This window comes from Phytopseudomonas seleniipraecipitans (assembly GCF_900102335.1).
Taxonomy (GTDB): Bacteria; Pseudomonadota; Gammaproteobacteria; order Pseudomonadales; family Pseudomonadaceae; genus Aquipseudomonas; species Aquipseudomonas seleniipraecipitans.
Genome location: NZ_FNBM01000002.1, coordinates 521,858 through 535,087 on the forward strand (window position 1 = coordinate 521,858; position 13,230 = coordinate 535,087).

A 13,230-nucleotide genomic window follows, 5' to 3' on the forward strand; every position below is an offset into this window, starting at 1 on the left:
ATGCTGCGCAAATTCATCACCCCTGTCCTGCTGACCTTCGGCGCACTGCTGCTGGTCGCTGCTGGGTACTGGAACATCAACCCGGATAGTTTTTCTAGCACACCGACTCAGAGCGGCCCGGACAATCCCATCGACTTCTACGCCATCAACGCCCACAGCGTGCAGTACCTGGCTGACGGCGGCGTGCAGAGCGACATGACCAGCGAAAAGCTGGAGCATGTGCAGAGTACGGACGTGACCCTGCTGACCGAACCGCGCATGAATCTCTATCGCGGCACCGCCTACCCCTGGAAAGTGCGCAGCGCGCGAGGTGAAGTCGGCCCCGATGGCGATGAAGTGGAACTGATCGACCAAGTGCGCGTAGAGCGCACCGACGACAAAGGCCGCGCCACTATACTGACTACCAGCCGCCTGACCGTATTCCCGCAGAAGGAATATGCGCAGACCCAGCAAGCCGTTAGAATCGACGCGGCCAACGGGGTGACCACGGCACAAGGAATGAAAGCGTACTTGAATGACGGCAGGATGCTCCTGCAGTCCAACGTAAGAGGCCAGCATGAGGTTCGTTAAAACCCTCCCCCTACTTCTCAGCCTCGGCGCGACGCTAGGAAGCGCAAGCGCCTGGGCTTTGCCGAGCGACCGCGATCAGCCGATCCGCGTGCAGGCCGACAGTGCTGAGCTGGATGACAAGCAAGGCGTAGCGGTCTACCGCGGCGACGTGGTGATCACTCAGGGCACCCTGAAAATCACTGGCGACACTGTCACCATCACCCAGACCGCACAGGGTGATATCGACGTCTTCACGTCGGTCGGCAAACCCGCCTACTACGAGCAGAAGCCGTCGCCCGACAAGCAGATCGTCAAGGCCTACGGCCTGACCATCCAGTACTTTGCGGCCAATGAGCGCATTGTATTGATCGACCAGGCCAAGGTGGTTCAGGAAGGCAACACCTTCGAAGGCGAAAAGATCGTCTATGACACCCAGCGCCAGATCGTCAATGCAGGCCGGGCGACAGGCACCAACGTGTCGAGCCCGCGCCCGCGTATCGACATGGTGATTCAGCCGCAGAAAAAACCCGCTGCCGAACAGGGCCAATAATCATGGCCACTTTGAAAGCCCAGCACCTGGCCAAGAGCTACAAGGGCCGCCAGGTCGTGCGCGACGTCAGCCTGAGCATCGACAGCGGACAAATCGTCGGCCTGCTCGGCCCCAACGGCGCTGGCAAGACCACCTGTTTCTACATGATCGTCGGCCTCGTGCAGGCCGACCAGGGTCGCGTGCTGATCGACGACCTCGACGTCAGCCACCAGCCCATGCACGGCCGCGCGCGCGCCGGTATCGGCTACCTGCCGCAGGAAGCCTCGATCTTCCGCAAGCTCAGTGTGTCCGACAACATCATGGCGATCCTGGAAACGCGCAAGGACCTCAACCGTGCGCAACGCCTGCAGGAGCTCGACAGCTTGCTTCAGGAGTTTCATATCACCCACATCCGCGACAACCTGGGCATGAGCCTGTCCGGTGGTGAACGCCGCCGCGTGGAAATTGCCCGCGCCCTCGCAACGTCGCCGAAATTTATCCTGCTCGACGAGCCCTTCGCCGGTGTCGACCCGATTTCGGTAGGCGATATCAAGCAAATCATTCACCACCTCAAAGCCAAAGGCATTGGCGTGCTGATTACCGACCACAACGTGCGTGAAACCCTGGATATTTGCGAAACCGCCTACATCGTCAGCGACGGCCAGTTGATCGCCGAAGGCGACTCCGCAGCCATCCTGACCAACCAGTTGGTCAAGGAAGTCTATCTGGGCCACGAATTCCGCTTGTAAGGGATTCGCTGCGATGAGTGTTCCGGTGCCTGCCAGCAGTTTGCATGAGCAAAATGAAATGCTGACAGGCCCTAGGCAAAGCGCTTTGAATCAGGCATATAATTTGCTTCCTCGTGGCGCTTCGGTGCCCGGTAGTGGATTGCACACAGACGCCGGATAAGGTCTGCAATGAAACCATCGCTCGTCCTGAAAATGGGCCAGCAGCTGACGATGACACCGCAGCTGCAACAAGCCATACGCCTGCTCCAATTGTCGACACTGGACCTTCAACAGGAAATCCAGGAGGCACTGGAGTCCAATCCGATGCTCGAGCGTCAGGAAGAAGGCGACGACTTCGACAACTCGGATCCCATGGCCGACGGCGCTGAAAGCGCCACCACCGCGGCCGCCCAGGAAGAAAAGTTTCAGGAGCCGACCTTCCAGGAAAACACCCAGACCGTCGACAACCTGGAAGAAGGCGAATGGGGCGAGCGCATTCCCAGCGAGTTGCCCGTCGATACCGCCTGGGAAGACGTTTACCAGACCAGCGCCAGCAGCCTGCCCAGCAACGACGATGACGAGTGGGATTTCACCACCCGCACTTCGACCGGCGAAAGCCTGCAGAGCCACATGCTCTGGCAGCTGAACCTGGCGCCGATGTCCGACAAGGATCGGCTGATTGCCGTCACGCTGATCGACTGCATCAACGCTCAGGGCTACCTGGAAGAAACCCTCGAAGAAATCACCGAGGCCTTCGACCCGGAGCTGGATGTCGAACTCGATGAAGTCGAGGCCGTCCTGCACCGCATTCAGCAGTTCGAGCCGTCCGGTATCGCCGCCCGTGATCTGCGCGAGTGCCTGCTCCTGCAGCTGCGCCAGTTACCGGCCAAGACCCCATGTCTGAGCGAAGCGCTACGCCTGACGGGCGACTACCTCGACCTGCTTGGCAGTCGCGATTACAGCCAGTTGATGCGCCGCATGAAGCTCAAGGAAGATGAGCTGCGTCCGGTTATCGAATTGATCCAAAGCCTCAATCCGCGACCCGGCTCGCAGATCGAATCCAGCGAGCCCGAATACGTGGTGCCTGATGTGATCGTGCGCAAGCACAACGACCGCTGGCTGGTGGAGCTCAACCAGGAAGCCATGCCGCGCCTGCGCGTCAACGCCCAGTACGCCGGCTTCGTCAAACGCGCCGACTCCAGTGCCGACAATACCTTCATGCGCAACCAGTTGCAGGAAGCACGCTGGTTTATCAAGAGCCTGCAGAGCCGCAACGAAACCCTGATGAAGGTGGCAACGCAGATCGTCGAACACCAGCGCGGTTTCCTCGACTACGGCGACGAAGCCATGAAGCCGCTGGTGCTGCATGACATCGCCGAGGCGGTCGGCATGCACGAGTCGACCATTTCGCGCGTGACCACACAGAAATACATGCATACCCCGCGCGGTATTTACGAGCTGAAATACTTCTTCTCCAGCCATGTCAGCACCTCCGAAGGCGGCGAATGTTCGTCCACCGCGATCCGCGCGATCATCAAAAAACTGGTCGCTGCGGAAAATGCGAAAAAGCCATTGAGCGACAGCAAGATCGCTGGTTTACTGGAAGCACAGGGCATTCAAGTGGCGCGTCGCACAGTCGCCAAGTACCGTGAATCGCTCGGTATAGCACCTTCGAGCGAGCGCAAGCGACTGATGTAAGGTGCCCTTGTAGTAGAGCCCCAGTGTTCCTGTGGCAGGTTGCAGACCTACCACTCACACACGGCAACAAGGAGAAGCGGTATGCAAGTCAACATCAGTGGACACCAGCTGGATGTGACAGACGCACTACGCAGCTACATCGAAGAGAAGCTCCAGCGTCTTGAGCGACACTTCGACAAGATCACCAACGTGCAAGTCATCATGGAGGTCGAGAAGCTCAAGCAGAAAGTCGAAGCCACCTTGCATATCTCCGGAGGCGAGGTGGTAGCCAATGCCGAGCATGACGACATGTACGCTGCAATCGATCTACTGACCGACAAACTTGACCGCCAACTCATCAAGCACAAGGAAAAACAGCTCGATCGCCAGCAGGGCGCAATGGCCCGCTGACCTCGTTCTCCTCCTATGATCCGACTTGAAACCATCCTGACCCCCGGCCGTTCCCTCGTGAACGTGCCGGGCGGCAGCAAGAAGCGTGTACTCGAACAGATCGCCAGCGTGATCGCGCGTGACCTGCCTGATCTCGATGACCAGATCATTTACGAAAGCCTTATCGCCCGAGAGAAACTCGGCTCTACCGGTTTCGGTAACGGCATCGCCATCCCCCACTGCCGGCTGCCCGGCTGCAGTTCGCCAATCAGCGCACTGCTCAAACTGAGCACGCCGGTCGACTTCGATGCGATCGATGGCGCGCCGGTTGATTTGTTGTTCGTCCTGCTGGTGCCAGAGGCGGCCACGGATGAGCACCTTGAACTGCTGCGCCAGATCGCCAGCATGTTCGACCGTGAGGAAGTCCGCGATCGGCTTCGTCAGGCTCGCGACAGCGAATCCCTGTATCAGACCGTTGTGAACGTGCAGAGCGGCCAATAGCCTTACAGGATGAGTCTATGCGCCTGATCATCGTCAGCGGTCGTTCCGGCTCGGGCAAGAGCACCGCGCTCGACGTACTCGAGGACAACGGTTTCTATTGCATAGACAACCTGCCCGCCGGCCTGCTTCCCGAGTTGGCAGAACGTGCGTTGCTGGAGACCGAACTGTTGCAGCCGCAGGTGGCGGTCTCGATCGATGCACGCAACCTCCCCAGTCAGCTCAAGCGTTTCTCCGAGTTGCTCGACGAGGTGCGCGGACGCAACATCCGCTGCGATGTGCTGTATCTCGACGCCAGCGAAGAAACGCTGCTCAAACGTTTTTCGGAAACCCGTCGTCGTCATCCATTGACCAATGATCAGCGCTCGCTGGCCGAAGCCATGGTCGACGAGACCAAGTTGCTGAGCCCGATCATTGACCGTGCCGACCTGAAGATCGACACCACGCACCTCAATCTCTATCAGTTGCGCGATACCCTCAAGTTGCGCCTCCTCAATCAGCCTGAACCAGGCACGGCTTACCTGATCGAGTCGTTCGGGTTCAAGCGTGGCATGCCGGTGGACGCCGATGTGGTATTCGATGTGCGCTGCCTGCCCAACCCCTACTGGAAGCCCGACCTGCGCGACTTCACTGGCCTCGAACAGCCTGTGGAGGAGTACTTGGCAGCCCAGGCCGACGTCGAAGACATGTACCAGGATATCTTTGCCTACCTGCATAAATGGCTGCCACGTTTCGCTGCCAGCAACCGCTCCTACGTCACGGTGGCGATCGGCTGTACGGGCGGCCATCACCGCTCGGTGTACCTCGCCAACCGCCTTGGCCAGGCTCTCAAGCCGCTGCTCAGGAACATCCAGATTCGCCACCGCGACCTCAGTTAAGGAATTGCCGCGATGCCCGCCTGCGAAATCACCATCATCAACAAGCTCGGTCTGCACGCGCGCGCGGCAGCCAAGTTTGTCGGGGTAGCCGGGCGCTATCCTTGTCAGGTGAAGATCGGGCGTAGCGTGGAGAGCCTGGTCGATGGCAAGAGCATCATGGCGGTAATGATGCTCGCAGCAGGCAAAGGCACCGTGGTGCACGTGCTGACCGAAGGTGAAGGCGATGAAGAGGCCCTGCAGGCGCTGACTGACCTGATCAACGATTACTTCGAAGAAGGCGAGTGATCACCCCACCGTCAGTGGCGATGCGCTAGTGGCGTCGGCTTCAGGAAGCCAGGCAATGATCCAGCCTGTATAAGAGAGCCGGCAAAAGCCGGCTCTCTTATTATTAGGCCTGCGCGATGAGAATGACGATGCCCACGAAGAGCAGCATCAGAACCAGCGCGTAGATAAGCCAACGTCGATTGCTGACGATGAACCCATGGAAAGGGAGCATGCGCACTCTAAGTCGGTTACGCGGCATGTTTCAGGCCATCGCAGCCTGGTAGCGACGAGCCACCTCTGCCCAATCGACGACGTTGTAGAACGCGCCGATGTATTCCGGGCGACGGTTCTGGTAACGCAGGTAGTACGCGTGCTCCCAGACGTCCAGACCAAGGATCGGTGTATTGCCGATCATCAGCGGGCTGTCCTGGTTGCCGGTGCTCTCGACCACCAGCTTCTTCTCCGGCGTCACGCTGAGCCAGGCCCAGCCGCTGCCGAAACGGGTCAGTGCGGCTTTGGTGAAGGCTTCCTTGAAGGCTTCCAGGCCACCCAGCTGGCTATCAATGGCGGTTTTCAGGTCGCCTTGGGGTTCGCCACCGCCGCTGGTACTCATCACGGTCCAGAACAGCGAGTGGTTGGCGTGCCCGCCACCGTTGTTGATTACCGCGCCACGCTTGTCCTCAGGCACTTCCTTGAGGCGGGTCAGCAGCTCTTCTACCGGCAGTTCGCCCAGCGGATTACCTTCCAGCGCAGCATTGAGGTTGTTCACGTAAGTCTGGTGGTGCTTGCTGTGGTGGATCTCCATGGTTTGCGCATCGATGTGCGGCTCCAGGGCATCGTAAGCGTAAGGCAGAGCAGGCAGGCTATACGGCATGGTTTCACTCCTTCTAATGGTACTGACGAATGACAGACGCTAAGCGTTCTGCCGGTGATGCATCACCAGGCGCATGGGCGCCCAGCAATCGATCTGTACGGGGGTAGGCCCCGTGCTCGGCCACAAAGTTCAACAGACTGATGTAGGTGCGGTTGCTGTGATTCAGCGCCGCCTGGCGTAGAGCTGGCGCCAGGTGTTCACTGTTCATGCAGCGCAACAGGTATTCGTGGCAGGCGCAGAGGTGCTCGGCAGACTCTTCCGGATGGCCGATCATCAGCTGCAGATCGGCCAGGTTGTGCTGAGACACCACGAACGCCGCCACCGCGGCATCGGTGTCACGCCAGCGCTCGAACAGCACCTGTGCCAAGGCCAACGCCTGCAGGTACTGTTCGCGCGCCTCGACCCAGGATCCTTCGGCGAAGTAGCGGTTACCGGCCTCGATGAGTCGTTTCCACTGCTCCATGAACCGGCCCCCCGCCTCTTGGCGAATATTGCAATTTCCGCTGTTATAGACCGCCTTCGGTAAGGCGCTCCGGGTTGAGCAGTTGTTCCAGTTCAGCGCGCCCCAGGTCGGTCATCTCCTCAGCGACGTCGATGATCGGCCGGCCGTCCCGGTATGCCTTCTTGGCGATCTCGGCAGCCTTCTGATAGCCGATCAGCGGGTTCAGCGCCGTCACCAGAATCGGATTGCGCCCCAGCGCTTCCTTGAGCTTAGGCTCGTTGACCTTGAAGCTGGCGATGGCGCGATCCGCCAGCAGATGGCTGACGTTGGTAAGCAACTCGATACTGCCGAGCAGGTTGTGGGCAATCACCGGCAGCATCACGTTCAGCTCGAAATTGCCGGACTGCCCCGCCACTGCGATGGTCGCATCATTGCCGATCACCTGCGCAGCGACCATCGCCGTTGCCTCCGGGATCACCGGATTGACCTTGCCCGGCATGATCGAGGAGCCAGGCTGCAATGCTTCGAGCTCGATCTCGCCAAGGCCGGCCAGTGGTCCGGAGTTCATCCAGCGCAGGTCGTTGGCGATTTTCATCAGTGACACCGCTGTGGTCTTCAGCTGCCCCGAAAGTGCTACGGCGGTGTCTTGCGAGCCGATGAGCGCGAAGAAGTTGGACCCCGGCGTGAATTGCCGCCCGGTCAGCGCATTGAGCTCCCGACAGAATAGTTCGGAAAACCGCGGATGCGCATTGATGCCCGTGCCAACCGCGGTGCCGCCTTGTGCCAAGGCCTGGAGCGCCGGCAACAGGCTGGTGAGCAGCTGGATGTTGCCCTGAATCTGCTGCGCCCAACCGTCGAGTACCTGGCTCATGCGCACGGGCATGGCGTCCATCAGGTGGGTGCGCCCGGTCTTCACATAGGGCTGCACCTCCAGCGACTTTTCGCACAGCACCTTGAGCAGGTGACCGAGTGCGGGCAACAACCTATCGCTTACCTCGATCGCCGCGCTGACGTGGATGGTGGTGGGAATGATGTCATTGCTGCTCTGCCCGCAGTTGACGTGGTCGTTGGGGTTGATCGGCTCGCCAAGGATGCGCGTGGCCAGGGTGGCGATCACCTCGTTGGCATTCATGTTCGAACTGGTGCCTGAGCCGGTCTGGAACACATCCACCGGGAAATGCTGCATGAAATCTTCGGCCAGCAGCTGCTGGCACGCGGAGACGATGGCATCGCCCTGCGCGGGAAGGATCTGCTCCAAGTCGACGTTGGCACGGGCGGCGGCAGCCTTGGCCAACACCAGCGCGCGAATGAAGGCGTTTGGCATGGCCCAGCCCGAGACCGGGAAGTTGTTGACCGCGCGCTGGGTCTGAGCGCCATACAGGGCGTCGGCCGGTACGGCCAACTCGCCCATGCTGTCGCGTTCGATTCGGGTATTACTCATAGGGATTTCCTTCTGCCAATTCGGAGATAGAAAGAGATGGCTGCATGCGCAGGGTGGCCAGACGATTGCGAGCGCGATTCAGGCTCTGTTGCTGATCGCGGTCGACCGCCAGATGCTGCAGCGCGTAGAGGGAGCGATAGGCGTGATCCAGGCAGACGCTGCGCCAGTGCCAGGGCAGCGCCGTATCGCAGGCGGTGTCCAGGAGCAGGGTCAGGGTAGTCAGCGACATCTTCCAGGGGCACAGGCGGCCGTGTTCGACCAGTTGCCGCCCCTGCGCCCAATGCAATTCCAGCAGCCGCGGTTCATCAGGAAGCAGGCCGCAGCGAATCCGGAAACCCAGCCAATACCAACAATCCAGACAGGGCGTATTGCTTGAGCGAAATCTCATGGCGCACCTTTCAAAAGATAATAATATTAATTCCTATATAGAAAGAATAATCAATACCGATTTGAATGGAAGCACCGTTGATCAAGCTGTGCTCGCTTGCGATGCCAACTGAGCGCCCAGCAAATTGGGCAAACCTCGCTGAAATCCGCCAGCAGGCAACGATCTGCAGACAGCAATTTGCAGGGAAGAGGTAGGCACATGATCGCCACGTTGCGTGGCTGGCCTGAAAGAAGCGGGCGCCGAAGGGCGCCCGAATGAATCAACTGCCGGCGACCGTCATCTTCTCAATCAGCACTGAGCCCGTGCGGATATTGCTGCGCAGCTCCAGGTCGCTGCCCACCGCTACGATCTGCTTGAGCATGTCGCGCAGGTTGCCGGCGATGGTGACTTCCTGCACGGCGAACTGGATCTCGCCATTTTCCACCCAATAGCCGCCCGCACCACGGGAGTAATCGCCGGTGACCATGTTCAGCCCGTGGCCCATCAGCTCGGTGACCAGCAGACCGCGGCCCATGCGCTTGATCAGCGCCTGCTGATCTTCATCACCATGGCTGACGAACAGGTTGTGCACGCCGCCGGCATTGGCCGTGCTGGGCATGCCCAGCTTACGCCCGGCGTAGGTGCCGAGGATGTAGGAAACCAGCCGGCCGCCCTCGACGAAGGGCTTCGCGTAGGTGGCCAGACCATCGCCATCGAACGCGGCGCTGCCCATGGCACGAGGAATGTGCGGACGTTCGTCGAGGTTGAGCCAGGACGGAAACAGCTGCTCGCCCAGGGAGCCTTCAAGGAACGACGACTTGCGGTATAGCGCACCACCGGAGATGGCGCCAAGGAAGCTGCCGAACAACCCGGTCGCCAGTTCTGCAGAGAACAGCACCGGCACTTCGCAGGTCGGCACCGGACGGGCGCCAAGGCGGCTGACCGCACGTTGCGCCGCGCGGCGACCGATGCTCGCAGCATCAGCCAGCAGCTCGCCTTGGCGGTTCACGTCATACCAATAGTCGCGCTGCATCTGCCCATCGCTTTCGGCAATCATCACGCAGCTGAGGCTGTGCCGGGTGCTGGCGTAACCACCAATGAAGCCGTGGCTGTTGCCGTATATGCGGCAGCCCTGATGGGTGCCCAAGCTGGTGCCGTCGGCATTGCGGATGCGCGAATCGGCCTCGAACGCCGCAGCCTCGCACACCAGCGCACGCTCGATGGCTTGCTCCGGGGTGATGTCCCAGGCGTGATACAGGTCCAGCTCAGGCAGATCGCGGGCCATCAGGGCCGCGTCGGCGAGGCCGGCGCTTTCGTCTTCGGAGGCATGCTTGGCGATGGCCAGGGCGGCCGCAACGGTCTCGCGGATCGCCGCATCGCCGGTGGCCGATGTGCTGGCCGAGCCCTTGCGCTGGCCGACGTACAGGGTAATGCCGAACCCCTGATCGCGGTTGAACTCGACCGTCTCCACCTCACGCTGGCGCACCGTGGTGGACAGCCCCTGCTCTACCGACACCGCGACTTCACAGGCACTGGCGCCCTGCTTCTTGGCCTCGGCGAGAATCTGTTCGACCTGTGCCTGCAGGCCCGCTAACGCGCCTGGTCCGACTACTTCCACTTCACTCATAACGACTCCTGAACATTAGCCGCAGCGGCAACGACTCGGGTCGCGCATGCGGCAAGAAACTTGCTGCTATCATGGCGGCGTTTCCCATTGGATCACCGCAAAATGTCTGATTACCTCGACGACTTCTCCGGCGAGAAGAGCAAAACCCAGATCAAGCGTGAATTCCACGCCCTGCAGGACCTTGGCCAACGCCTCGCCGCCCTCAAGCCCGATCTGCAGAACAAGCTGCCGCTGACCGACGGCCTGCGTCGTGCGCTGGAAGAATCTCCCAAGCACACCGCCAATGCCGCGAAGAAGCGCCATATGCAGTTCATCGGCAAGCTGATGCGCGACCAGGACATTGAAGCAATCCTGACGCTACTCGATCAGCTCGACGCTTCCACGCGCCAGTACAACGAACGCTTCCACAATCTCGAGCGCTGGCGTGACCGTTTGATCACCGGTAATGACGAGGTGCTGGAGAAATTCGTTGCCGAATACCCCGACGCCGACCGTCAGCACCTGCGCGCCCTGATTCGCCATGCCCAGCATGAAGCAGCGCAGGAAAAAGCCCCGGCCTCGTCACGCAAAATCTTCAAGTACATCCGCGAACTCGACGAATCCCAGCGCGGCCTGCGCTAGGTTTCGCTCGTCGCACGGCCGGGGCGAACCCCGGCCGAATCGTCACGCGCCAGTGCCACCGACCGTGATCGCATCGATCTTCAGCGTCGGCTGGCCAACGCCGACCGGTACCGACTGGCCATCCTTGCCGCAGGTGCCGACGCCGCTGTCCAGCGCCAGGTCGTTACCGACCATCGACACCTTGCTCATTGCCTCCGGGCCATTGCCGATCAGCGTCGCACCCTTGACCGGTGCGGTGATCTTGCCGTCCTCGATCAGGTAGGCCTCGCTGGTGGAGAACACGAACTTGCCGCTGGTGATGTCGACCTGACCCCCGCCGAGGTTGGCGCAGTAGATACCCTTCTTCACCGAACGGATGATTTCCTCGGGATCGCTCTCGCCTGCCAGCATGTAGGTGTTGGTCATACGCGGCATCGGCAGGTGCGCATAAGATTCGCGCCGACCGTTGCCGGTACGTGCCACGCCCATCAGGCGCGCGTTGAGTTTGTCCTGCATATAGCCCTTGAGCACGCCGTTCTCGATCAGCGTGGTGCACTGCGTCGGCGTGCCCTCATCGTCCATGCTCAGCGAGCCGCGGCGCTCCGCCAGGGTGCCGTCATCGACGATGGTGCACAGTTTGGACGCCACTTGCTGGCCGATCTTGCCGCTGTAGTTGGAGCTGCCCTTGCGGTTGAAATCGCCCTCCAGGCCATGCCCGACGGCTTCGTGCAGCAGTACGCCAGACCAACCGGCGCCCATCACCACCGGCATACTGCCGGCGGGCGCGGCTACCGCTTCGAGGTTGACCAGCGCCTGACGCAGCGCTTCACGGGCATAACCCATGGCGCGATCCTCGCTGAGGAAATAGCTGTAGTCGGTACGCCCACCGCCACCATGGCCGCCACGTTCGCGACGACCGTTCTGCTCGACGATCACGCTGACATTGAAACGCACCAGCGGACGAATATCGGCGCCGAGGCTGCCATCGGTGGCGGCAACCAGGATGCGATCCCAGACGCCGGCGAGGCTCACCGTCACCTGCTTGATGCGCGGGTCCAGAGCACGGGTTGCCTGGTCGATACGCTTGAGCAACTCGACCTTCTGCGCGCGGTCGATGACATCCAGCGGATTTTCCGGTGCATACAGCGGCGTCACCTGGGTTGCCGCGAACGCCTGCACCTGGCCCTGCTGCCCGGCGCGAGCAATGGAGCGTGCGGCACGGGCTGCCTGGCTCAGCGCCTCGGGCGTAATGGCGTTGCTGTAGGCGAAACCGGTCTTTTCCCCGGATTGAGCGCGTACGCCCACACCTTGATCGAGGTTGAAGCTGCCTTCTTTGACGATTCCGTCTTCCAGCACCCAGGTCTCGGAAACCTGAGTCTGGAAATACAGGTCAGCCGCATCGATACCCGGCCCGGCCAGCTCACCGAGCACGCCAGGCAGATGATTCAGGGTGAGACCGCCTGGGCTGAGCATCTGCTCGCTGACGGTCAACAACATGTCGCTCATAACGTCTCCACATCAGGCTGCCGCGGCTGCGCCGCAGCGAAAAATCGTTTGTGTCGCAGCACCGGCATGCGTTCACGGATCGCGGTCTGCTCGGCGGTATCGCGTACGGCCAGCAGAGCCGCCTCGCCATCCGCCTGTTCCGCCAGCTTACGCCCCCAGGGGTCGATAATGCTGGAATGGCCGTAGGTTTCACGGCCGCCGGGGTGAATACCGCCCTGTGCGGCGGCCAGCAGGTAACACTGGGTTTCGATGGCGCGGGCGCGGATCAGTACATCCCAGTGCGCGGCACCAGTGACCCGGGTAAAAGCCGAGGGTGCACTGATCAGCTCGGCACCCGCCTCGCGCAGCGCCCCATAGAGTTCAGGAAAGCGCAGGTCGTAGCATACGGTCAAACCCAGCCGGCCAACGGGCGTATCGGCGACCACCACCTGCTCGCCCTGACCGTAGTCGTCCGACTCGCGATAGCGGCCGCGGCTATCGCTAACGTCCACATCGAACAGGTGCAGTTTGTCGTAACGGGCAACGCGCTCGCCATGCTCGTCGATCAGCAGCGAGCAGGCCCTCGGTTTGCCGTCAGGCTGATCATCCGCAGGCAGCGGCAAGGTACCGGCCACTATCCATAACGTGAGGTCGCGGGCGGTGCCTTTCAACCAGGGCAACACCGGTCCCTCACCACGAGCCTCCAGGCGCCCGAGTTCGGCGGCGTCACGCCGGCCGAGGGCAGAGAAATTTTCCGGTAGCACCGCCAGCCTGGCGCCGTTTGCCGCGGCCTGCTCCAGCAGGTGGCGAGCCTGCCGGAGGTTGGCCGCAATATCGTCCTGACTGACCATCTGGATCACGGCAATGGACATTATGGCTCC

The 13,230-nt window shown here is 61.1% G+C and carries 16 protein-coding genes; 9 read left to right on the plus strand and 7 right to left on the minus strand.

Annotated elements, in window-relative coordinates; genetic code table 11:
• The 8 genes from lptC (at position 1) to BLS60_RS07305 (ending at position 5,534) form a co-directional block, all read left to right on the plus strand.
• Positions 1–570, plus strand: a complete 570-nt coding sequence (gene lptC / locus BLS60_RS07270; protein WP_092366342.1) for an LPS export ABC transporter periplasmic protein LptC — start codon at positions 1–3, stop codon at positions 568–570.
• Complete coding sequence (lptA, locus tag BLS60_RS07275; RefSeq protein WP_070880716.1) at positions 557–1,099, plus strand: lipopolysaccharide transport periplasmic protein LptA; 543 nt, start codon at positions 557–559, stop codon at positions 1,097–1,099. The genes lptC and lptA overlap by 14 nt, the downstream gene beginning before the upstream one ends.
• 2 nt (positions 1,100–1,101) lie before the next feature.
• Positions 1,102–1,827: an LPS export ABC transporter ATP-binding protein gene (lptB, locus tag BLS60_RS07280; protein WP_070880715.1), complete on the plus strand. Its 726-nt coding sequence runs from the start codon at positions 1,102–1,104 to the stop codon at positions 1,825–1,827.
• A 168-nt stretch (positions 1,828–1,995) separates the two neighbouring features.
• On the plus strand, positions 1,996–3,504 hold the full coding sequence (locus BLS60_RS07285) for an RNA polymerase factor sigma-54 (protein ID WP_092366345.1): 1,509 nt from the start codon (positions 1,996–1,998) through the stop codon (positions 3,502–3,504).
• 81 nt (positions 3,505–3,585) lie between these two features.
• Positions 3,586–3,894, plus strand: a complete 309-nt coding sequence (gene hpf / locus BLS60_RS07290; RefSeq protein ID WP_070880713.1) for a ribosome hibernation-promoting factor, HPF/YfiA family — start codon at positions 3,586–3,588, stop codon at positions 3,892–3,894.
• A gap of 15 nt (positions 3,895–3,909) precedes the next feature.
• Entirely contained in the window at positions 3,910–4,374 is a 465-nt protein-coding gene (gene ptsN, locus BLS60_RS07295; RefSeq protein WP_070880712.1) for a PTS IIA-like nitrogen regulatory protein PtsN, read from the plus strand.
• 17 nt (positions 4,375–4,391) lie between these two features.
• Positions 4,392–5,249, plus strand: coding sequence for an RNase adapter RapZ (gene rapZ / locus BLS60_RS07300; protein ID WP_092366348.1), 858 nt, complete (start codon positions 4,392–4,394; stop codon positions 5,247–5,249).
• Between the two features lie 12 nt (positions 5,250–5,261).
• On the plus strand, positions 5,262–5,534 hold the full coding sequence (locus BLS60_RS07305; RefSeq protein WP_070880710.1) for an HPr family phosphocarrier protein: 273 nt from the start codon (positions 5,262–5,264) through the stop codon (positions 5,532–5,534).
• Between the two features lie 241 nt (positions 5,535–5,775).
• Here BLS60_RS07305 and BLS60_RS07310 read toward each other — a convergent pair whose 3' ends face one another.
• The 5 genes from BLS60_RS07310 to pmbA all read right to left on the minus strand — a co-directional run bounded on the left by BLS60_RS07310 (position 5,776) and on the right by pmbA (position 10,264).
• Positions 5,776–6,387 carry a superoxide dismutase gene (locus BLS60_RS07310; RefSeq protein WP_070880709.1) on the minus strand — a complete coding sequence of 204 codons (612 nt, stop codon included), beginning with the start codon at positions 6,385–6,387 and terminating at the stop codon, positions 5,776–5,778.
• Between the two features lie 13 nt (positions 6,388–6,400).
• On the minus strand, positions 6,401–6,850 hold the full coding sequence (locus BLS60_RS07315; RefSeq protein WP_092366351.1) for a hypothetical protein: 450 nt from the start codon (positions 6,848–6,850) through the stop codon (positions 6,401–6,403).
• Between the two features lie 43 nt (positions 6,851–6,893).
• Positions 6,894–8,270, minus strand: coding sequence for a class II fumarate hydratase (locus BLS60_RS07320; RefSeq protein ID WP_092366354.1), 1,377 nt, complete (start codon positions 8,268–8,270; stop codon positions 6,894–6,896).
• Positions 8,263–8,658 (minus strand): FagA protein, encoded by a 396-nt coding sequence (locus tag BLS60_RS21530; RefSeq protein WP_208597284.1) that lies wholly within the window; start codon positions 8,656–8,658, stop codon positions 8,263–8,265. The genes BLS60_RS07320 and BLS60_RS21530 overlap by 8 nt, the downstream gene beginning before the upstream one ends.
• A 259-nt stretch (positions 8,659–8,917) precedes the next feature.
• A complete protein-coding gene (gene pmbA / locus BLS60_RS07330; protein ID WP_092366357.1) occupies positions 8,918–10,264 on the minus strand; it encodes a metalloprotease PmbA in 1,347 nt (448 codons plus the stop codon).
• A gap of 102 nt (positions 10,265–10,366) precedes the next feature.
• Between pmbA and yjgA the strand changes: the two genes are divergently transcribed.
• The gene (gene yjgA / locus BLS60_RS07335; protein ID WP_070880704.1) at positions 10,367–10,885 is read left to right on the plus strand and encodes a ribosome biogenesis factor YjgA; all 519 of its coding nucleotides are present in this window, start codon (positions 10,367–10,369) and stop codon (positions 10,883–10,885) included.
• Between the two features lie 42 nt (positions 10,886–10,927).
• On the opposite strand, the gene tldD is transcribed toward yjgA, so the two are convergent.
• Together tldD and BLS60_RS07345 are read right to left on the minus strand one after the other, a co-directional pair.
• Positions 10,928–12,370 (minus strand): metalloprotease TldD, encoded by a 1,443-nt coding sequence (gene tldD, locus BLS60_RS07340; RefSeq protein WP_070880703.1) that lies wholly within the window; start codon positions 12,368–12,370, stop codon positions 10,928–10,930.
• Positions 12,367–13,221, minus strand: coding sequence for a carbon-nitrogen hydrolase family protein (locus BLS60_RS07345; RefSeq protein WP_092366360.1), 855 nt, complete (start codon positions 13,219–13,221; stop codon positions 12,367–12,369). The genes tldD and BLS60_RS07345 overlap by 4 nt, the downstream gene beginning before the upstream one ends.
• Positions 13,222–13,230 lie beyond the last annotated feature (9 nt).

Excerpts from the sequence above, each read along its gene's own strand:
- BLS60_RS07345 (WP_092366360.1), bottom strand. The coding sequence starts at position 13,221 with ATGTCCATTGCCGTGATCCAGATGGTCAGTCAGGACGATATTGCGGCC.
- rapZ (WP_092366348.1), top strand. The coding sequence starts at position 4,392 with ATGCGCCTGATCATCGTCAGCGGTCGTTCCGGCTCGGGCAAGAGCACC.
- yjgA (WP_070880704.1), top strand. The coding sequence starts at position 10,367 with ATGTCTGATTACCTCGACGACTTCTCCGGCGAGAAGAGCAAAACCCAG.
- BLS60_RS07315 (WP_092366351.1), bottom strand. The coding sequence starts at position 6,850 with ATGGAGCAGTGGAAACGACTCATCGAGGCCGGTAACCGCTACTTCGCC.
- BLS60_RS21530 (WP_208597284.1), bottom strand. The coding sequence starts at position 8,658 with ATGAGATTTCGCTCAAGCAATACGCCCTGTCTGGATTGTTGGTATTGG.
- lptB (WP_070880715.1), top strand. The coding sequence starts at position 1,102 with ATGGCCACTTTGAAAGCCCAGCACCTGGCCAAGAGCTACAAGGGCCGC.
- lptC (WP_092366342.1), top strand. The coding sequence starts at position 1 with ATGCTGCGCAAATTCATCACCCCTGTCCTGCTGACCTTCGGCGCACTG.
- BLS60_RS07310 (WP_070880709.1), bottom strand. The coding sequence starts at position 6,387 with ATGCCGTATAGCCTGCCTGCTCTGCCTTACGCTTACGATGCCCTGGAG.
- BLS60_RS07305 (WP_070880710.1), top strand. The coding sequence starts at position 5,262 with ATGCCCGCCTGCGAAATCACCATCATCAACAAGCTCGGTCTGCACGCG.
- BLS60_RS07285 (WP_092366345.1), top strand. The coding sequence starts at position 1,996 with ATGAAACCATCGCTCGTCCTGAAAATGGGCCAGCAGCTGACGATGACA.
- lptA (WP_070880716.1), top strand. The coding sequence starts at position 557 with ATGAGGTTCGTTAAAACCCTCCCCCTACTTCTCAGCCTCGGCGCGACG.
- BLS60_RS07320 (WP_092366354.1), bottom strand. The coding sequence starts at position 8,270 with ATGAGTAATACCCGAATCGAACGCGACAGCATGGGCGAGTTGGCCGTA.
- ptsN (WP_070880712.1), top strand. The coding sequence starts at position 3,910 with ATGATCCGACTTGAAACCATCCTGACCCCCGGCCGTTCCCTCGTGAAC.
- pmbA (WP_092366357.1), bottom strand. The coding sequence starts at position 10,264 with ATGAGTGAAGTGGAAGTAGTCGGACCAGGCGCGTTAGCGGGCCTGCAG.
- tldD (WP_070880703.1), bottom strand. The coding sequence starts at position 12,370 with ATGAGCGACATGTTGTTGACCGTCAGCGAGCAGATGCTCAGCCCAGGC.
- hpf (WP_070880713.1), top strand. The coding sequence starts at position 3,586 with ATGCAAGTCAACATCAGTGGACACCAGCTGGATGTGACAGACGCACTA.